This is a genomic window from Mycobacterium sp. Root265 (assembly GCF_001428895.1).
GTDB lineage: Bacteria > Actinomycetota > Actinomycetes > Mycobacteriales > Mycobacteriaceae > Mycobacterium.
In genome coordinates this window covers 60970-77785 of the sequence record NZ_LMJA01000001.1, presented here as the reverse complement: position 1 = coordinate 77785, position 16816 = coordinate 60970, and the positions used below count along the sequence as shown (strand labels likewise).

Here is a 16816-nt window from a genome sequence, read left to right as displayed (position 1 = left end):
GGAGTGCCTTAGAGGTCAGCGGATCAGGAAGGGCATGTTGACGGTGACGGCGCCGGTGGGACAGCGCGCGGCGCACGGTCCGCAGTACCAACATTCGTCGACGTGCATGAACGCCTTGCCGTTCTCGGGGTTGATCGCCAGCGAGTCCAGTGGGCAGATCTCCACGCACAGCGTGCAGCCCTCGATACACAGCGACTCATCAATGGTCACCGGTACGTCGACGCGGTTGTTAACCAGTGTCATGTCAGCTCCTGACGGGTCAGTTTCGGAAAAGGTTGCCGCGCATGGTGATCCGGTCACCACGCATGCGGATGTATTCGAGGTCGACGGGGCGCCCGTCGCCGAGGCTGGTCAGTCGTTCCAGCATCAGCAGGGCGGCGCCGTCGGGCACCTGCAGGGTGGCCGCGGAGTGCGGGTCCGCCGCGATGGCCTCCAGCGCGAGGGTGGCCGATCCCAGCCGCTGGCCGCTGACCTGCTCGATGAGCGCGAACACGTCGTTGGTTTCCAGTGGGTGCGCGATCACCTGTTCGCCGATGTCGGGGGCCAGGTAGGTGAGATCCAGGGACAGCGGCAGATCACCGAGGTAGCGCAACCGTTCGATGTAGACCACCTGGGTGCCGGGATCGAGTTCGAGCTTGCGGGCGACCGCGGGCGGGGCGGCCATCTGCAGCACCGCCCGGACCTCGTTGCGCACCTCGCCGTAGTCCTTGAACGTCTCCTTGAGACCGGTGAGCGCATCGAGACCGTGGTCGTATTTGCGGACCGCGACGTGGGTGCCGACCCGGGTGCCGCGGTCAATCAGCCCCTCGGTCTTGAGGACGGCCAGCGCTTCCCGGATGGTGTTGCGCGATACCGTGAACTCCTCGATCAGGTCGGCCTCGCTGGGCAGCCCGTCCGGGTATCCGCCGGCGTGGATCTGGTGCCGCAACAGGTCCGCGACCTGGCGCGCCTGGTCCGCGCGGGGCCGTCGGATGGGGGTTGGATCGGGGGCTGGCACCTGATCACCGTAAAACCGTTGCCGGGTGCCCTCCGGCTTCTGCGCAGGCCCGGTGTGCCGCGATGGTCGATTGCGCCGCTGCCCCAACCGAGGGACCAGCCAAAAAGCCGGGGCATTGTGGTATTACGCCACTACCTCAGAGCAGGCAGATATTCCAATCGCGGTGAGTCAAAAGCTCAGTCATCCTCGTCGGGATCGGGTGGGAGGAGCTCTTCGCCGGTGGTAGTGGTGGTTGAGGGTGTCCCCACCGGTGTCCATGAGTGGTGGTGGGTGCCAGTGCACGCGGCCGGTGGCGGGGTCGATGGTGTTGGTCCAGCCCAGTTCGGCGAGCCGGTTGTCCGGTCCGCAGCCGAGTGCGAGGTCCGGGGCGTCGGTGTACCCGCCGTGATGCCAGCTGGGGTGGGCGTGATGGGCCTGGCAGTGACAGGCACCTTGGGTGCAGCCGGGGCGGGTGCAGCCACGGTCGCGGTTGTAGAGCAGTAGGCGTTGAGCCTTGGTGGCCAGGCGTTTCGAACGCCCCAGGTAGAGCGGTTCGGCGGTGTGGTGGCGGTAGACGATCAGATAGTGATGTGCGTGTTCGGCGAGGCGGATCAGATCGCGCATGGGCATGCGGGTTCCGGAGCCGGTGACCGCGATCCCGGCCCCGGCTTCGAGTTCGGCCAGCGTGGTGGAGACCACGACGGTGACGGGTAGCCCGTTGTGTTGGCCGAGGCGGTGGGACATCAGGGTGTCGCGCAGCACCGCTTTGATGGCGTCGTGGTTGCGTTGGGCTTGGGTGCGGTGATCGCCGGCGGGCGGTTCCAGGTCACGCCTGATCGGTGGGGGCAAGGTGTCAGCGAGATCAGCCAGCTCGCCGAAGTCGCGTAGAAGTGGGCGCTCCTCGACAGGCCCAGGTTCGTCCCCCACCTCGGGCCCGGGTGCCACCGGGGATTCTTCTTCGAGCGGGTTGGGCACCGGATTGTGTTGCGGTGCGGCGTCGTCGGGGTTGTTGATCCCAGGCCGCGCCCACACGTCCAGGATCGTGCGCAGGTAGGCCGCGAACTCCGAATCCACCCGCCCCGACACCTTGGCCAGCCCATCGACATCGGGCTTGCCGATCGTCAAGCCCACCTTGTGCCGCGTCAGGTCCGGGCTGTCCCCGTTCTGGTTGAGCACGTACACCATCTGTTCGGCGAGCTCGGCCAGCGTCTCGGGAGTATTGGCCTCGGCGACCGCGACCAGGGTGGCCTCCATCTGGGCCCGCTCGCCGGCATCGAGATACGCCGAGGCCTGCTTGAGCGCGGACCGGATCACCGTGATGTGGGCGGTGTTGATGGACCCGGCTGCCAACGCGTGAGCGCATGCGGGTAGCAGTGGCTCCAACACCTCACCATTGAGCGCATGCCGCGGTCCGAGGTCGCGGGCCTGCGCGATGCGGCGCCCGGCCTCGCGATCCATCAGGGCGGCCAGGATGCGGTGATCGACCGCGGTATCGGCGCGGGCGTAGTGCTCCCGCTCGGACAACAGCCCGAGCAACTCCGCGGTGTCGAAGACGGTGAAATCGGCGTCCAGCAGTGCCTTGACCGACGCGGCGCGATCGGAGAGTGCATGCTGCACCGCTTCCCGACCATCCACCACGTCGCTGCTCATGCTTCGAACATACGTGCGATCACCGACAAAACCGCCCAGAAAGTGACGGCCGTGATCAATGAGTCCAAAGAAATTCCTGGGACCCAACGTTCGCCCGGATGTCGCTGAGAGGTAGGTACTTTCGCACCCGACAGTCCGCTACATCGAGCGCGACAGCACCCGCCCGAACTGCAGCAGCCGCTCCATCTGAGCCAGGCCGCCGTTGTCCACCGACTTGGTGTATCGGAACGACTCGCAGTACAGGTCGCTGTCGGTCGCCGAGGTACGTCGGGCTCGGGTCACCAGCTGGGTATACATCCGCAGCCGGACCTCGGAGAGTCTGCGGGTGCCGTCGCCGAGGACCTCGAACTGGGTGCTGAGGATGTGATCGCTGATGGTGGACAACAGGATGGTGCGCACCGAGGAGTTCAATTGCCGACGGTCGTCGGCGAATTCGTCATCGGCGCGCCACATGATGAGGCGCAGGCCATCGGTGGCCACCACTTCCTGCCATACCGCGGTGCCCTCGATCTCCTCGGTCTCACCGCGGGACATGATGAACGCGGCGATGCCGGGGAACTCGATGACCGACCGCAGCTGTTCGAGCGCCAGCTCGGGGTCACGCAGATAAACCGTCGCCGCATCCTGCACGCTCGTGTAGGGCGCCCAGTCCTGCGGCACGCTCACTCCCCGGCGTCGGAGGGGCGCAACGCCGCGGCGGCCGCTCGGATCTGCGGGGTCACCAGCATCACCTGACCGAGCACGCCGTTGACGAAGCCCGGCGACTCGTCGGTGGACAGTTCCTTGGCCAGCTCGACGGCCTCGTCGACGGCCACGGGCTCCGGCACATCCTCGGCGTGCAGCAGTTCCCACACCGCCACCCGCAGGATGGCGCGGTCCACGGCGGGCAGCCGCTCCAGCGTCCAGCCCTGCAGGTGCGAGGAGATGAGGTCGTCGACGTGCGCGGCCTGCTCGGTGACACCATGAGCCACCGTCACGGTGTACGGGTTCAGCGCGTTGATATCGGCCTGGGTGTGGGACAGCGCGTTGCGACCGTCGGCGGCCTCGGCGGCGGTGATCCCGCGCGCCTCGGCTTCGAACAGCAGGTCGACGGCACGCTTACGCGCCTGGTGCCGACCACGGTCACCACGACGGTCAGCCATTGACCCTTCCCAAGTAGCTGCCGTCACGGGAATCAACCTTCAGCTTGTCACCGGTGTTGATGAACAGCGGCACCTGGAGTTCGGCGCCGGTCTCCACGGTGGCGGGCTTGGTGCCCGCGCTGGAGCGATCGCCCTGTAGGCCCGGCTCCGTGTGGGTGACGACGAGTTCGACGGTGACCGGGAGCTCTAGGTACAGCGGCGCGCCCTCGTGGAAGGCGATCTGCACGCCGATCCCCTCGAGCAGGAAGTCGGCCAGCCGGCCCACCAGCGCCTCGGACAGCGGATGCTGCTCGAAGTCCTCGGAGTCCATGAAGACGAAGTCGCTGCCGTCGCGGTACAGGTAGGTGGCGTCACGCCGGTCGACGGTGGCGGTCTCCACCTTGACCCCGGCGTTGAACGTCTTGTCGACGACCTTGCCGGTCAGCACGTTCTTGAGCTTGGTGCGCACGAAGGCCGGGCCCTTACCGGGCTTGACGTGCTGGAACTCGGTGATCTGCCACAGCTGGTTTTCGATCTGCAGAACGAGCCCATTCTTGAAGTCGGCGGTTGATGCCACGGTCTGTACAGCTCCTAGATCAGGTGATAACAGCCAGTTCCTTGGGGAACCGGGTGAGTAACTCGGGTGTAGGTGCGCTCTCGCTGCCGACAACCAGGGTGTCCTCGATGCGGACACCGCCCCGGCCGGGCAGATAGACGCCGGGCTCCACGGTGACCGCAGCGCCAGCAAGCAGTGTACCGACGGCTGACGCGCTGATACCCGGCGCTTCGTGGATCTGTAGTCCGACCCCGTGCCCGAGGCCGTGCCCGAAGTTCTCGGCGAATCCGGCGTCGGCGATCACCTGCCGCGAGGCGCCGTCGACATCCTTCAGGATCGCCCCCTCCACCAGGGCCTTCCGGCCGGCCGCCTGGCTGGTCGCCACGAGTTCGTACAGGTCCAGCTGCCACTGCGCGGCGTGTCCCAGCACGAAGGTGCGCGTCATGTCCGAGTGATAGCCCGCCACCAGGGCGCCGAAGTCGATCTTCACGAAATCGCCGTCGGCCAGCACGGCGTCGGTGGGCCGGTGATGCGGGATCGCCGAGTTCGCGCCGGCGGCCACGATGGTTTCGAAGGACACCCCGTCGGCGCCGTGGTCGAGCATCAGCGATTCCAGCTCGCGACCGACCTCTTTCTCGGTGCGTCCGGGGCGCAACCCACCGCGGGCCACCAGATCATGCAGCGCCGCGTCGGCCGCCTCGCAGGCCAGCCGCAGAATCGCGATCTCACCGACGTCCTTGACCTCGCGCAGCCGTTCCACCATGCCGGCGGCGCGGACGAACTCCAGACCCTCTCCCGCACGCTCCAGCAGACCGAAACCGTCCACCGTCACCACGTGGCTCTCGAATCCGAGCCGGCGCACGCCGTCGGCGGCCGCACGGCCCGCCAGGTGGGGCGCCACCGCCCGTTCGATGACCAGTTCGGCGTCGGGCGACTGCGCCGCGGCCTGCGTTACATAACGTCCGTCCGTTGCCAACACCGGCGTGTCCTGGTCGGCACGCACCAAAAGGGCGGCGTTGGAACCGGTGAATCCGGACAGATATCGGACGTTGACCAGGTCAGTTACCAACATGGCGTCCAGTTCGGCGGCCGCCAGCCGGCGCCGTAACCGGTCCCGGCGCTGAGAAATCGTCACAGGCGCTGACGGTACTCGCTACGCTGTCCCCTCATGAGCAAGTGGTTGCTGCGCGGACTCGTGTTCGCGGCGGTCGTGGTTGTCCTCCGGTTGATCCAGGGAGTGCTGGTCGACTCCTTCCCGACGCAGGCCGGATGGATCAGTCCCACACTGGGTCTGTTCCTCGCGATCCCCGCGATCCTGTGGGCCTATTTCGACGGCCGCGCCGACGCCAATGCGCAGTCCGACCCGGACCGCCGTCAGGATCTCGCGATGGTCTGGCTGATCGCCGGCCTGATCGCCGGCCTGCTCGGCGACCTGGTGTGCTGGTTCATCGGGCTGTTCTACCCGGTGCTCTACACCGGCGGCCTGATCAGCGAGCTGACCTCGTTCGCGGCGTTCACCGCGCTGCTGATCTTCCTGGCCGGTGTCATCGCGGTGACCATCGGCCGCTGGAGCGTCGACCGCAAGGCCCCGCCGTACGTCCGTCGCCGCGAGGGCGATGAGGAGCGGGCCGACACCGATGTGTTCGCAGCGGTGCAGCCCAGCGCCGACGAAGAAGCCAAGCAGTCTTAGCGGGTACCCACCACGGAGTAGGCCGCGGCCAGCAGCGTCGGGTCCGGCCCTTCGAGGCGGCCGGGCTTGGCCAGTCCGTCGAGCACCACGAAACGCAGCACCCCGGAACGGTTCTTCTTGTCCCCGGCCATGTATTCGAGCAGCTGCGGCAGCGCGTCGGCGTCATAGCTGACCGGTAGCCCCAGCGCTTCGAGCACCCGGATGTGCCGGTCGGCGGTGTCGTCGTCCAGACGGCCGGCCAGCCGGCCCAGCTCCGCGGCGAACACCAGACCCACCGATACGGCGGCCCCGTGGCGCCATTTGTAGCGCTCGCGGCGCTCGATGGCATGGGCCAAAGTGTGTCCGTAGTTGAGGATTTCGCGCAGCGCCGACTCCTTCTCGTCGGCGGCCACCACCTCTGCCTTGACGGCGATGGCACGGCGGATCAGTTCGGGCAGCACGGTGCCCGACGGGTCCAGCGCGGCCTCCGGGTCGGCCTCGATGAGGTCCAGGATCACCGGGTCTGCGATGAAACCGGCCTTCACGATCTCGGCCATCCCGGCCACGATCTCGTTGCGCGGCAACGTCTGCAGAGTCGCCAGGTCGACCAGTACCGCCAGCGGCTGATGGAACGCGCCGACCAGGTTCTTGCCGGCGTCGGTGTTGATCCCGGTCTTGCCGCCGACGGCGGCGTCCACCATGCCCAGCAGTGTGGTGGGCACGTGCACGATGTCGACGCCGCGCAGCCAGGTGGCCGCGGCGAACCCGGCGACGTCGGTGGCCGCACCGCCGCCGAGGCTGACGACGGCATCCTTGCGGCCGATGCCGATCCGGCCCAGCACCTCCCAGATGAAGCCGACGACCGGCAGTTCCTTGCCAGATTCGGCATCCGGGATCTCGATGCGGTGTGCGTCGATCCCGTTGCCCGCCAGGTGTTCCCGGATGACCTCGGCGGTCTGCGCCAAGGTGGGCTGGTGCAGGATCGCCACTTTGTGGCGCCCGGCCAGCGTGCGGCCGAGGTCCTCCAGCAGGCCGGTGCCGATGATCACCGGGTACGGCCGGTCGACGAGTACGTCGACAGTCACGGGTTCACTCATTGCGTGCCTCTGCTCGTCGGGCCAGCGCCGCCGGGGTGGGCGGGGCCTCGGTGGTGGGTGCGGGGTTCAGGACTGTGGGACCGCGCCGCCAGGCCGGTCTGCGCCGCCGCCGCGGCCGGGCGGGCCCGCATCCGGACAGCCGGGTGACGATATGGCGCACCACCGCACCGGGATTGCGCCGATTGGTGTTCACCCGCATGGTGGCCACCTCACGGAACAACGGCACCCGCTGCTCCATCAGGGAACGGTATTTCGCTGCCGGATCATCGCCGGCCAGCAACGGACGCGCGCTGCCGGTGGTACGCCGAATACCTTCTGCAGCACTGATTTCCAGGTAGATCACGGTGTGACCCTTGAGTGCCTCGCGCACCTCCGGGGTGGTCACCGCGCCGCCACCGAGAGACACCACACCCTCGTGCTCGTCGAGCGCGGCGCGCACCACGTCGGCTTCGATCTGACGGAACTGCGTCTCGCCTTCCACGAAGATCTCGGCGATGCTGCGCCCGGCGGTCTCCACGATCTTGACGTCGGTGTCCAGTAACGGCACGCCCAGCGCCTTGGCCAACCGCCGGCCGATGGTGGACTTGCCGGAACCCGGCATGCCCACCAGCACCACTTTGGGACCCATCGGCTATCCCGAGGCCGGAACCGACGGGGTGGACGGCTCGTGCTCGGCGACCGAAGCCAGGTAGCTCTCGACGTTCCTGCGGGTCTCGGCCAGCGAGTCGCCGCCGAACTTGAGCAGCGCGGCGCGCGCCAGCACCAGCGCGACCATCGTCTCGACGACGACGCCGGCGGCCGGCACCGCGCATACATCGGAACGCTGATGGATCGCGACGGCCTCGTCGCCGGTCGACATGTCCACGGTGGCCAGCGCGCGGGGCACCGTGGAGATCGGCTTCATCGCGGCGCGCACCCGTAGCGGCTGCCCGTTGGTCATGCCGCCCTCCAGACCGCCGGCGCGGTTGGTCGACCGGGTGATGCCGTCCGGGCCCGGGTACATCTCGTCGTGGGCGACGCTGCCGCGGCGGCGCGCCGTCTCGAACCCGTCGCCGATCTCGACGCCCTTGATGGCCTGGATGCCCATCACCGCCGCGGCCAGCTGGCTGTCGAGGCGGTTGTCACCACTGGTGAAGGAGCCCAGTCCGATGGGCAGCCCGGTGACCACAACCTCGACGATGCCGCCGAGGGTGTCACCGTCCTTCTTGGCGGCTTCGATCTCGTCGATCATCAGCTGCTCGGCGTCCTTGTCGAAGGCACGCACCGGGCTGTCGTCGATGGCGGCCAGATCCTGCTGCTGCGGCGACGGGCCGTCGTAGGGCTTCGAGGCACCGATGGACACGACGTGGGAGATCACCTCGACGCCGAGCGCCTGCTGCAGGAAGGCGCGGGCCACGGTGCCGGCGGCGACGCGGGCCGCGGTCTCGCGGGCGCTGGCACGCTCCAGCACCGGACGGGCGTCGTCGAAGCCGTATTTGAGCATGCCCGCGTAGTCGGCGTGGCCGGGGCGGGGACGGGTCAGTGGGGCGTTGCGGGCGGCGTCGCTGTCGAGTTGCTCGGCGGGCACCGGGTCCGAGGCCATCACGGTCTCCCACTTGGGCCATTCGGTGTTGCCGATCTCGATGGCGATCGGTCCGCCCAGGGTGAGGCCGTGGCGTACGCCGCCCAGCACGGTCACCTGGTCCTTCTCGAACTTCATCCGCGCACCGCGGCCGTAACCGAGCCGGCGGCGCTGCAACTGGACCGCGATGTCGTCGGAGGTGACGGACAAACCCGCAACCATGCCTTCGACCATCGCTACCAGGGCACGGCCGTGGGATTCACCTGCGGTAGTCCATCGCAACACGGATGACATTCTCCCATGCGGTCATCTGTGCGACCGAATCCGTCACCGGGTCGCTGGCCCGGGTTGCCGGGGTGCACTCCATTGCAGCAGCACGGTGTCGATCCAACGGTCGTGTTTGTAGCCGACCCGGACCAGCCGTCCGGCCTCCCGAAATCCCAACCGACGGTGCAGGCCGGTCGAGGCCGGATCCCCGGAGTCGGCGATCACCGCGATGACCTCGCGCACCCCGATCGACCGGCACCGCTCCAACAACGCGGTGAGCAGTTCGGTTCCGCAGCCCGCGCCCAGCGCCCACGGCGCGACGTACACCGAGTCCTCCACGGTGGCCCGGTAGGCGGGGCGTTCCTTCCACGGCGTGCAATAGGCGTATCCGGCCACGGCGCCGTCGCGCTCGGCGACCAGGAACGGCAGATCGCGTTCGGTGATGGTGGCGAAACGCCGCGCCCACTCGTCCACGTCGGGTGCGTCGATCTCGAAGGTCGCCACCGAACTGGCGACGTAGTGGGCGTAGATGGCCGCGATGACCGGCAGGTCATCGGTGGTGGCGGGCCGCACGGTCATGGCTCAGCGTAGGACTACCACCACGCCAGGGCGACCGCTGCCGCGCTGGCGGCACACATCGATGGGCCGTGCGGCACGGTCGATCCGCCCCGCGACAGCACGACGATGATCCCGGCGAGCGCGGTCAGCAGCACCGCACCGAAGGCACCGAGCAGCCACACCTCCACCCCGAACGCCCCGGTGAGTGCGCCGAGGCCGATCGCGAGTTTCACGTCCCCGGCACCGAGCGCGGCCGGGTCGATCAGGTGGACCATCAGATAGAGCAGGCTCAGGGCTAGCGCACCCAGCGCAGCGGGCGTTCCCCGGCCCGCCAGCACGGCCACCCCGAGGATGAGTACCGCGCCGGGCAGGGTCAGCGCGTTCGGCAGGCGGCGGCGGCGCAGGTCATGGATGCTCAGCGCGATCAGCCAGCCACCGATCACCAGCACACCCACAGTCCAAGGCTAGGACCCCGGCAGGGCCCGCCTCATCACCTCTTTGGGCGCAGGCAAGCCGGTGAACTGTTCGACCTGCGCGACGGCCTGATGCAGCAGCATCTGCAGCCCGCTGATCACCCGGCCGCCGCCGGCCTGCACCGCGGAGGCCAACGGGGTGGGCCAGGGGTCGTAGATCGCGTCCAGCAGCACCGGCACGGTTTCGATGGTGTGGACGTAGCCGGCCGCGATGTCGGCGGGCAGGGTGTTGACCGCGACGTCCACCTCGACCGGGGTGCCGAGTTCGACCCACCGGATGGCGACACCGAGCGGTTCGGCCAGGGCGACCAACGGTTGCGCCCGCTCCGGGTTGCGGGCGAGCACCGCGATCTCGGTGACACCGAGAGTGGCCAGGCCCACCACCGCGGCCGGGGCGGTACCGCCCGAGCCGAGCACCGCGGCGCGGGGTCCGCACGCGTTCGTCAGCGCACCGATGACCCCGTCGATATCGGTGTTGTCGGCCCGCCAGCCCGTCGGTGTGCGCACCAGGGTGTTCGCCGAGCCCACCAGGGTGGCGCGGGCCGTCCGCTCGGAGGCGACCGCCAGGGCGGCGAACTTGTTCGGCATGGTGACCGAGAGCCCGACCCACTCCGGTCCCAGCCCGGCCACCAGTGCCGGCAACTGCTGGGCCGTGCACTCGATGCGGTCATAGGTCCACGACGTCAGGCCCAGTTCCCGGTAGGCGGCCAGGTGGATGTCCGGCGAACGGGAATGCGAGATCGGTGACCCCAGGACGCCGGCTCGCCTGACGGGCTCCGCGGCGGGACGCCGCCTATCGGGCACTGTCCAGCACACCGTTTCGTCTGGCCAGTTCGATGCTGGCCAGGTGCTGTTCGTAATCACGGGTGAAGAGCGTGGTGCCCTCCAGGTCGATGGTGACGAAGTACAGCCAGTCCCCTGGTTCCGGATTCTCCGCCGCAGCCAGCGCGGGCTGCCCGGGCGAGCAGATCGGGGTCTTCGGAAGGCCAAGGGAGGCATAGGTGTTCCACGGGGTCACCCGGGCGCGGTCGCCGTCGGTGGTGGCCACCTCGGTGCGGTCCAGGGAATAGTTCACCGTGGAGTCGAATTCCAGCTTGCGGTTCTCGGCCAGTCGGTTGAAGATCACCCGCGCCACCTTGGAGAAGTCCTGCGGCTTGGACTCGCGCTGCACCAACGAGGCGACGATCAGGATCTCGTAGGGCGACATCCGGGTGGTCTCGGCGGCGGCGAGCAGGCCGTTGGCCTCGTACTGAGCGGTGCTGGCCCCGATGAGGGCGGCGAGGATCTCCTCGGCCGAGCCGGACGGGTCGACGTTCCAGCTGCCCGGCGCGATGAGGCCCTCGAGCCGGCGGTGATCGCTGCCCATCTCGGTCACCCCGGAGGTCGCCCAGCTGGGCACCGACAGTGCGGCGAGTTCGGCGGTACTGGCGGCCTGCTTCAATTCGTCGGCCGAGACACAGGCCCGGGTGCCGTCGAGGTCGACGCAGGAGGCGTCGGAGATGAGCGACAGGATGCCCTTGGTGACGGCGTTGGTCCTGACGTCGGCGACGTCGTCGAGCTGGCGGCCCTCGGGGATGACCATCTGCCCGACGCGGTTCTCCGGGTCGGCAAGCTTCTCCACGGCGCTGGACACCGGGATCTCGGTGCGCAGCTTGTAGAAACCGGGCTGGATGGCCGCGATCGCCGAATTGGTGGCCGCGGCGTCGACGAATGCCTTCGACGAGGACACCACATTCTGTTCCTGCAGCGTCTGCCCGATCGCCGTGGTCGAGTCTCCGCTGTGCACCTCGACGACGACATCGGCGGTGCCTTCGCCGGCGAAATCGCTGCTGCCACCGAACAGGCCGTGCCACATCTTGGAGCCGACGAACACCACTCCGATGACGACGACGACGAGCGTCACCAGCGCAGCGATGGAGAACACCCGGCGGCGCCGTGCGGTACGTCGTTCCTGCGCCCGGGCGGCGCGGCTCAGCCGGCGGCGCGGTGGACCGACCGCCTGCGGCTCGCTTCGCTCGGGACTCCAATGATCACTCATCAACAACCCTTAATGCGGACCGGCGCTGGTCCAACCAGTTCTGCAGAATGCCCACTGCGGCAACTTGATCGACCATGGCCCGCTGATTCTTGGCGCGTACCCCTGCCTCCCGCAGCGACCGCTGGGCGGTCACCGTGGTCAGCCGCTCATCGGCCAGCCGCACCGGTGTCGGTGCGATCCGGGCCGCCAGGGCATCGGCCAATTCGACGGCGTCTTGTGCTGAGGAACCGGAGCGGTTCGCCAGCGTGCGCGGCAGGCCGACGACGACCTCGACCGCTTCCAACTCTTCGGCGAGCTTCACCAGCCTGCGGAGGTGACGACCCGATTTGTCCCGCTGCACGGTCTCCAGCGGGGTGGCCAGAATGCCGTCGGGGTCGCTTCCCGCGACCCCGATCCGTACGGTGCCCACGTCGACGCCGAGCCGGCGACCCCGTCCCGGATCGTCGGGACCCGGCCTGTCCGGCAGGCGGTCGACCTCAGCACTCACCGCGGCTAGCTCCGGGCGATCTCTGCGTGCAGCGCGGCCAATGCCGCGTCGATACCCGCCGCCCCCTTACCGGAACCCTGGGCCAGATCAGCCTTGCCACCCCCGCGGCCGTTGACGGCCGCGCCCAACGTCTTCACCAGGTCGTTGGCACTGAGGCCGAGATCCTGTGCGGCGGGATTGACCGCGACCACGAACGGCACCGCGTCATCCTCACCTTCGGCGATCAGGGCCACCACGGCCGGATCGGATCCGAGCTTGCCCTTGATGTCACCGACCAGGCTGCGCAGATCCCCCGCGGTGATTCCCCCGGCCATGCGCTGAGCCACAAAACGAACTTTACCTACAAGCTGCGCGCCGGCAGCCGCATTTGCGGCCGCGGCGCGCGCGTTTGCCAGCCGCGCCTTGTCCAGTTCCTTTTCCGCGGCCCGCAGCCGTTCCACCAGGTTGGCCACCCGTGCCGGCACCTCTTCCGAGGGCACCTTCAGCGACGACGCCAGGCCCGCCATCAGCGCGCGTTCCTTGGACAGGTGCCGGAACGATTCCAGCCCGACGTAGGCCTCGACGCGGCGCACACCGGAGCCCACCGAGGACTCGCCCAGCACGGTGACCGGTCCGATCTGCGCCGAGCTGCGCACGTGCGTACCGCCGCACAGCTCCAGGGAGAACGGTCCGCCGATCTCGACCACCCGGACCTCGTCGGGGTAGTTCTCGCCGAACAGCGCCATCGCGCCCATGGCTTTGGCCTGATCCAGTCCGGTGTTGAAGGTGTTCACCGCGAAGTCGGCCTGCACCGCTTCGTTGGCGACCTCTTCGATCTGTGCGCGCTGCTCGTCCGACAGCGAACCCTGCCAGTTGAAGTCGAAGCGCAGGTAGCCCGGCCGGTTCAGCGAGCCTGCCTGAACCGCGTTGGGACCCAGCACTTCCCGCAACGCGGCGTGCACCATGTGGGTACCGGAATGCCCCTGGGTCGCGCCGTGGCGCCACTTGTCGTCGACCGTGGCGGTGATGGTGTCGCCCTCGACGAACTCCCCGGACTCCACCGAGACACGATGCGCCCACACGGTTTTCGCGATCTTCTGGACATCGGTCACCGCGGCCTTGGCGGTCTCCGAGGCACCGGTACCGGTGATGGAACCCTCATCCGCGATCTGGCCGCCGGATTCGGCGTAGAACGGTGTGCGGTCCAGGATCAACTCGACCTGCTGACCCTGGGTGCCCTCATGGGACACAACGGGAACCCGTTTACCGTCGACGAAGATGCCCAGAATGCGTGCCTGCGAACTCAACTCGTCGAAGCCGGTGAACTCGGTGGGTCCGCCGTCGACGAGCTCCCGGTACGCGGACAGATCCGTGTGGGCCTGCTTGCGGGCGGCGGCGTCGGCCTTGGCGCGCTGGCGCTGTTCGGCCATCAGACCGCGGAAGCCCTCTTCGTCGACGGTCAGGCCGGCCTCGGCGGCCATTTCCAGGGTCAGATCGATCGGGAACCCGTAGGTGTCGTGCAGCGTGAACGCGTCATTGCCGGACAGCGTGGACTTTCCGGCGGTGCGGGTCGCGTCGGCAGCATCCTCGAACAGCCGTGAACCCGAGAGCAGAGTGCGGTTGAACGCGGTCTCCTCGGCCACCGCGATGCGGCTGATCCGGTCGAAATCGGTGACCAGTTCCGGGTAGGAAGGCCCCATCTCGTCGCGCACCGTCGTCATCAGCTCGGCCATGATGGGCCGTTCCACGCCGAGCAGGCGGGCCGCGCGGATGATCCGGCGCAGCAACCGGCGCAGCACGTAGCCGCGGCCCTCGTTACCGGGGGTGACCCCGTCGCCGATGATGATCGCCGCGGTGCGGCTGTGATCGCCGATGATGCGGTAGCGCACATCGTCGGTGTGGTTGCCCTGCCCGTAGCCGCGCGGCGCGATCCCGGCGACCAGGTCGATGACCGGGCGCACCAGATCGGTCTCGTAGACGTTGTCCACGTCCTGCAGCAGACAGGCGATGCGCTCGACACCCATGCCGGTGTCGATGTTCTTGCGCGGCAGCGGACCGAGGATCTCGAAGTTGTCCTTCGAGGTGCCTTCCCCGCGCTCGTTCTGCATGAAGACGAGATTCCAGATCTCGATGTAGCGGTCCTCGTTGGCCTCCGGGCCGCCTTCGATGCCGTATTCCGGGCCGCGGTCGTAGTAGATCTCCGAGCACGGACCGCACGGGCCGGGGATGCCCATCGACCAGTAGTTGTCGGCCATCCCGCGGCGCTGGATGCGCTCCAGCGGCAGGCCGGCCACCTCCTGCCACAGCGCGATGGCGTCATCGTCATCGAGATAGACGGTGGCCCATAGCCTTTCCGGATCGAAGCCGTAGCCGCCCTGGTCCTGCGGGTTGGTCAGCAAGGTCCAGGCCAGCTCGATGGCCTGCTTCTTGAAGTAGTCGCCGAAGCTGAAGTTGCCGGCCATCTGGAAGAAGGTGTTGTGCCGGGTGGTGATACCGACTTCTTCGATGTCGGGGGTGCGGATGCACTTCTGCACGCTGACGGCTTTGTCGTAGGGCGGTGTGCGCGCGCCGAGGAAGAAGGGTACGAACTGCACCATGCCGGCGTTGACGAACAGCAGGTTCGGGTCGTCGAGGATCACCGAGGCGCTGGGCACCTCCGTGTGTCCCGCCTTCACGAAATGATCGAGGAAGCGTTTCCTGATCTCGTGTGTCTGCACGTGCTGCTGTCCTTTGGTCAACCTGCGAATACTTTGACCGCACCACAGTACCGTTTGGTTACCGGTCGGAATCTTCAGCCCGACACGAAGCTCAGGCGCACCGATCGTCGGGGGTTGTCCCTGTTCAGGTCCACCAGCACGATGCTCTGCCAGGTGCCCAGCAAGGGCTCTCCGGCGCCGACCGGGACCGTCACCGACGGGGATACCAGCCCCGGCAGCACGTGATCGGCGCCGTGGCCGGGTGAGCCGTGCGCGTGCCGGTACCGGTCGTCGCGCGGCAGCAGTCGCTCCAGCGCGTCCAGCAGGTCGTCATCCGAGCCTGCCCCGGTCTCGATGACGGCGACGCCGGCGGTCGCGTGCGGCACGAAGACATTGCACAGCCCGTCGCCCTTGGCCGCGCAGAATTCGCGCACCTCCGAGGTCAGGTCGACGATCCGGCGGCGCGAGGTGTCCAGTTCGAGCACTTCGGTGTTCACGTTTCCAGCCTACGAGGCCACACCTGAATTGACGTAGGCGTTTATTGAGCGGCGGGCCAGGGTACTTGTGCGGCAACCGAACCCCACACGGAGGAACTCATGACCGTCACCGGCATCTTCACCGCAATCCTGATCGGCATCGTGGTCGGCGTCCTCGGCCGCCTGCTGCTTCCCGGCAAGCAACCGATCGGCATGCTGTTGACCATCCTGGTCGGCATCGTGTCCGCGCTCGTCGGCACCGCCCTGGCCCGTGCCATCGGCATCCCGACGGCAACCGGCGGAATCGACTGGCTCGAACTGCTCGTCCAGGTCCTCGTCGCGGCGGCGGGCGTGGCTCTGCTCGCCGCGCTGATGGGCCGCCGCAAGACCGGTCTGCTCGGCAGCCGCCGGACGTCCGGCATCTTCCGCTGATCCCCCAGTTCCCACCCCGGTGATCCCGGTCGGCCCTCGGCCGGCCGGGATCATCTCTTTGCGCGGGCAAAACCATTGTGCGGCGCGGCCGCCGGGAGGACAGTTGACGTGACCGGTGGCGCCGGCGGGGCGCTGCCCTCTAGCGAAGGAGGTGGACCGTGTTCGCACGATCTACCACAGTGATGGCGCGCCCCGAATCGGTCGACGACGGCATCGCCTATGTCCGCGACGAGGTCATGCCGGCACTTCTGGAACTCGCCGGTTGCATCGGTCTGTCGCTGATGGTCGACCGGCAGACCGGCCGGTGCATCGCCACCAGCGCCTGGGACAACGCGGATGCGATGGCCGAGAGCGCCGATGCGGCCGGCCGGCTGCGCGCGCAGGCCGGTGAGCGATTCGGCGGACCGGCCACCGCGGAGGATTGGGAGATCGCGGTGCTGCACCGCGAGCACAGCTCCGATCCGGGTGCCTGGGTGCGGGCCACCTGGGTGACGGTGCCGCCGGAGCTCACCGAGGCGGGTGTCGAGTATTACCGCAGCGCGGTACTCCCCCAGATCGAGCACCTACCCGGATTCCGCAGCGCCAGCCTCCTCGTCGACACCACGTCCGGGCGGGCGGTGTCCTCGGTGTCGTTCGTCAGCCAGGAAGTGATGGAGCACAACCGCGACTACGCCTCGACGCTGAAGGCCGAGTCGATCCGGGCGGCAGGTGCCAGTGCAGTGGACGAGGGCGAGTTCGAACTCGTCATCGCCCACCTGCGGGCACCGGAGCTGGTCTGAC

Annotated in this window: 20 protein-coding genes; 3 read left to right on the top strand and 17 right to left on the bottom strand. The window is 68.2% G+C overall.

Translation table 11 applies throughout. The annotated features are described in order from the left end of the window. Positions 1-15 precede the first annotated feature (15 nt). The 7 genes from ASE48_RS00370 to ASE48_RS00340 form a co-directional block, all read right to left on the bottom strand. Positions 16-243: a 4Fe-4S dicluster domain-containing protein gene (locus ASE48_RS00370; protein WP_019514073.1), complete on the bottom strand. Its 228-nt coding sequence runs from the start codon at positions 241-243 to the stop codon at positions 16-18. A 16-nt stretch (positions 244-259) separates the two neighbouring features. Beyond that, on the bottom strand, positions 260-997 hold the full coding sequence (locus tag ASE48_RS00365; RefSeq protein ID WP_057165027.1) for a GntR family transcriptional regulator: 738 nt from the start codon (positions 995-997) through the stop codon (positions 260-262). Positions 998-1177: 180 nt separating this feature from the next. After that, the gene (locus ASE48_RS00360) at positions 1178-2626 is read right to left on the bottom strand and encodes an HNH endonuclease signature motif containing protein (protein ID WP_057165026.1); all 1449 of its coding nucleotides are present in this window, start codon (positions 2624-2626) and stop codon (positions 1178-1180) included. Positions 2627-2764: 138 nt separating this feature from the next. Continuing rightward, on the bottom strand, positions 2765-3292 hold the full coding sequence (locus tag ASE48_RS00355; protein WP_057165025.1) for a hypothetical protein: 528 nt from the start codon (positions 3290-3292) through the stop codon (positions 2765-2767). Further along, entirely contained in the window at positions 3289-3768 is a 480-nt protein-coding gene (nusB, locus tag ASE48_RS00350) for a transcription antitermination factor NusB (protein ID WP_057165024.1), read from the bottom strand. Before nusB ends, ASE48_RS00355 begins: the two co-directional genes overlap by 4 nt. After that, positions 3761-4324 carry an elongation factor P gene (gene efp, locus ASE48_RS00345; protein WP_057165023.1) on the bottom strand — a complete coding sequence of 188 codons (564 nt, stop codon included), beginning with the start codon at positions 4322-4324 and terminating at the stop codon, positions 3761-3763. Before efp ends, nusB begins: the two co-directional genes overlap by 8 nt. Before the next feature lie 19 nt (positions 4325-4343). After that, positions 4344-5438, bottom strand: coding sequence for a M24 family metallopeptidase (locus ASE48_RS00340; RefSeq protein WP_057165022.1), 1095 nt, complete (start codon positions 5436-5438; stop codon positions 4344-4346). A 33-nt stretch (positions 5439-5471) separates the two neighbouring features. Between ASE48_RS00340 and ASE48_RS00335 the strand changes: the two genes are divergently transcribed. Then, entirely contained in the window at positions 5472-5993 is a 522-nt protein-coding gene (locus ASE48_RS00335) for a B-4DMT family transporter (protein WP_057165021.1), read from the top strand. Here ASE48_RS00335 and aroB read toward each other — a convergent pair. The 10 genes from aroB to ASE48_RS00285 all read right to left on the bottom strand — a co-directional run bounded on the left by aroB (position 5990) and on the right by ASE48_RS00285 (position 15613). Then, positions 5990-7069 carry a 3-dehydroquinate synthase gene (gene aroB, locus ASE48_RS00330; protein ID WP_057165020.1) on the bottom strand — a complete coding sequence of 360 codons (1080 nt, stop codon included), beginning with the start codon at positions 7067-7069 and terminating at the stop codon, positions 5990-5992. The two genes, ASE48_RS00335 and aroB, sit on opposite strands and share 4 nt — an antisense overlap. Next, a complete protein-coding gene (locus ASE48_RS00325) occupies positions 7062-7697 on the bottom strand; it encodes a shikimate kinase (protein WP_057165019.1) in 636 nt (211 codons plus the stop codon). The genes aroB and ASE48_RS00325 overlap by 8 nt, the downstream gene beginning before the upstream one ends. A 3-nt stretch (positions 7698-7700) precedes the next feature. Beyond that, positions 7701-8915 (bottom strand): chorismate synthase, encoded by a 1215-nt coding sequence (gene aroC / locus ASE48_RS00320; RefSeq protein WP_057165543.1) that lies wholly within the window; start codon positions 8913-8915, stop codon positions 7701-7703. Between the two features lie 42 nt (positions 8916-8957). After that, complete coding sequence (locus ASE48_RS00315; protein ID WP_057165018.1) at positions 8958-9476, bottom strand: GNAT family N-acetyltransferase; 519 nt, start codon at positions 9474-9476, stop codon at positions 8958-8960. A 14-nt stretch (positions 9477-9490) separates the two neighbouring features. After that, entirely contained in the window at positions 9491-9910 is a 420-nt protein-coding gene (locus tag ASE48_RS00310) for a prepilin peptidase (RefSeq protein ID WP_442928652.1), read from the bottom strand. A gap of 9 nt (positions 9911-9919) precedes the next feature. Next, complete coding sequence (locus ASE48_RS00305) at positions 9920-10732, bottom strand: shikimate dehydrogenase (protein WP_057165017.1); 813 nt, start codon at positions 10730-10732, stop codon at positions 9920-9922. Continuing rightward, positions 10722-11966 (bottom strand): endolytic transglycosylase MltG, encoded by a 1245-nt coding sequence (gene mltG / locus ASE48_RS33265; protein WP_057165016.1) that lies wholly within the window; start codon positions 11964-11966, stop codon positions 10722-10724. Before mltG ends, ASE48_RS00305 begins: the two co-directional genes overlap by 11 nt. Next, positions 11959-12453 carry a Holliday junction resolvase RuvX gene (gene ruvX, locus ASE48_RS00295; protein ID WP_057165015.1) on the bottom strand — a complete coding sequence of 165 codons (495 nt, stop codon included), beginning with the start codon at positions 12451-12453 and terminating at the stop codon, positions 11959-11961. The genes mltG and ruvX overlap by 8 nt, the downstream gene beginning before the upstream one ends. A gap of 5 nt (positions 12454-12458) precedes the next feature. Beyond that, positions 12459-15149: an alanine--tRNA ligase gene (gene alaS / locus ASE48_RS00290; RefSeq protein WP_057165014.1), complete on the bottom strand. Its 2691-nt coding sequence runs from the start codon at positions 15147-15149 to the stop codon at positions 12459-12461. A gap of 74 nt (positions 15150-15223) precedes the next feature. Then, a complete protein-coding gene (locus tag ASE48_RS00285; RefSeq protein ID WP_162264174.1) occupies positions 15224-15613 on the bottom strand; it encodes a secondary thiamine-phosphate synthase enzyme YjbQ in 390 nt (129 codons plus the stop codon). A 111-nt stretch (positions 15614-15724) separates the two neighbouring features. On the opposite strand from ASE48_RS00285, the gene ASE48_RS00280 reads away from it, so the two are divergent. Further along, positions 15725-16036, top strand: coding sequence for a GlsB/YeaQ/YmgE family stress response membrane protein (locus tag ASE48_RS00280; RefSeq protein ID WP_057165012.1), 312 nt, complete (start codon positions 15725-15727; stop codon positions 16034-16036). Positions 16037-16194: 158 nt separating this feature from the next. Beyond that, positions 16195-16815: a hypothetical protein gene (locus tag ASE48_RS00275; RefSeq protein ID WP_057165011.1), complete on the top strand. Its 621-nt coding sequence runs from the start codon at positions 16195-16197 to the stop codon at positions 16813-16815. Position 16816 lies beyond the last annotated feature (1 nt).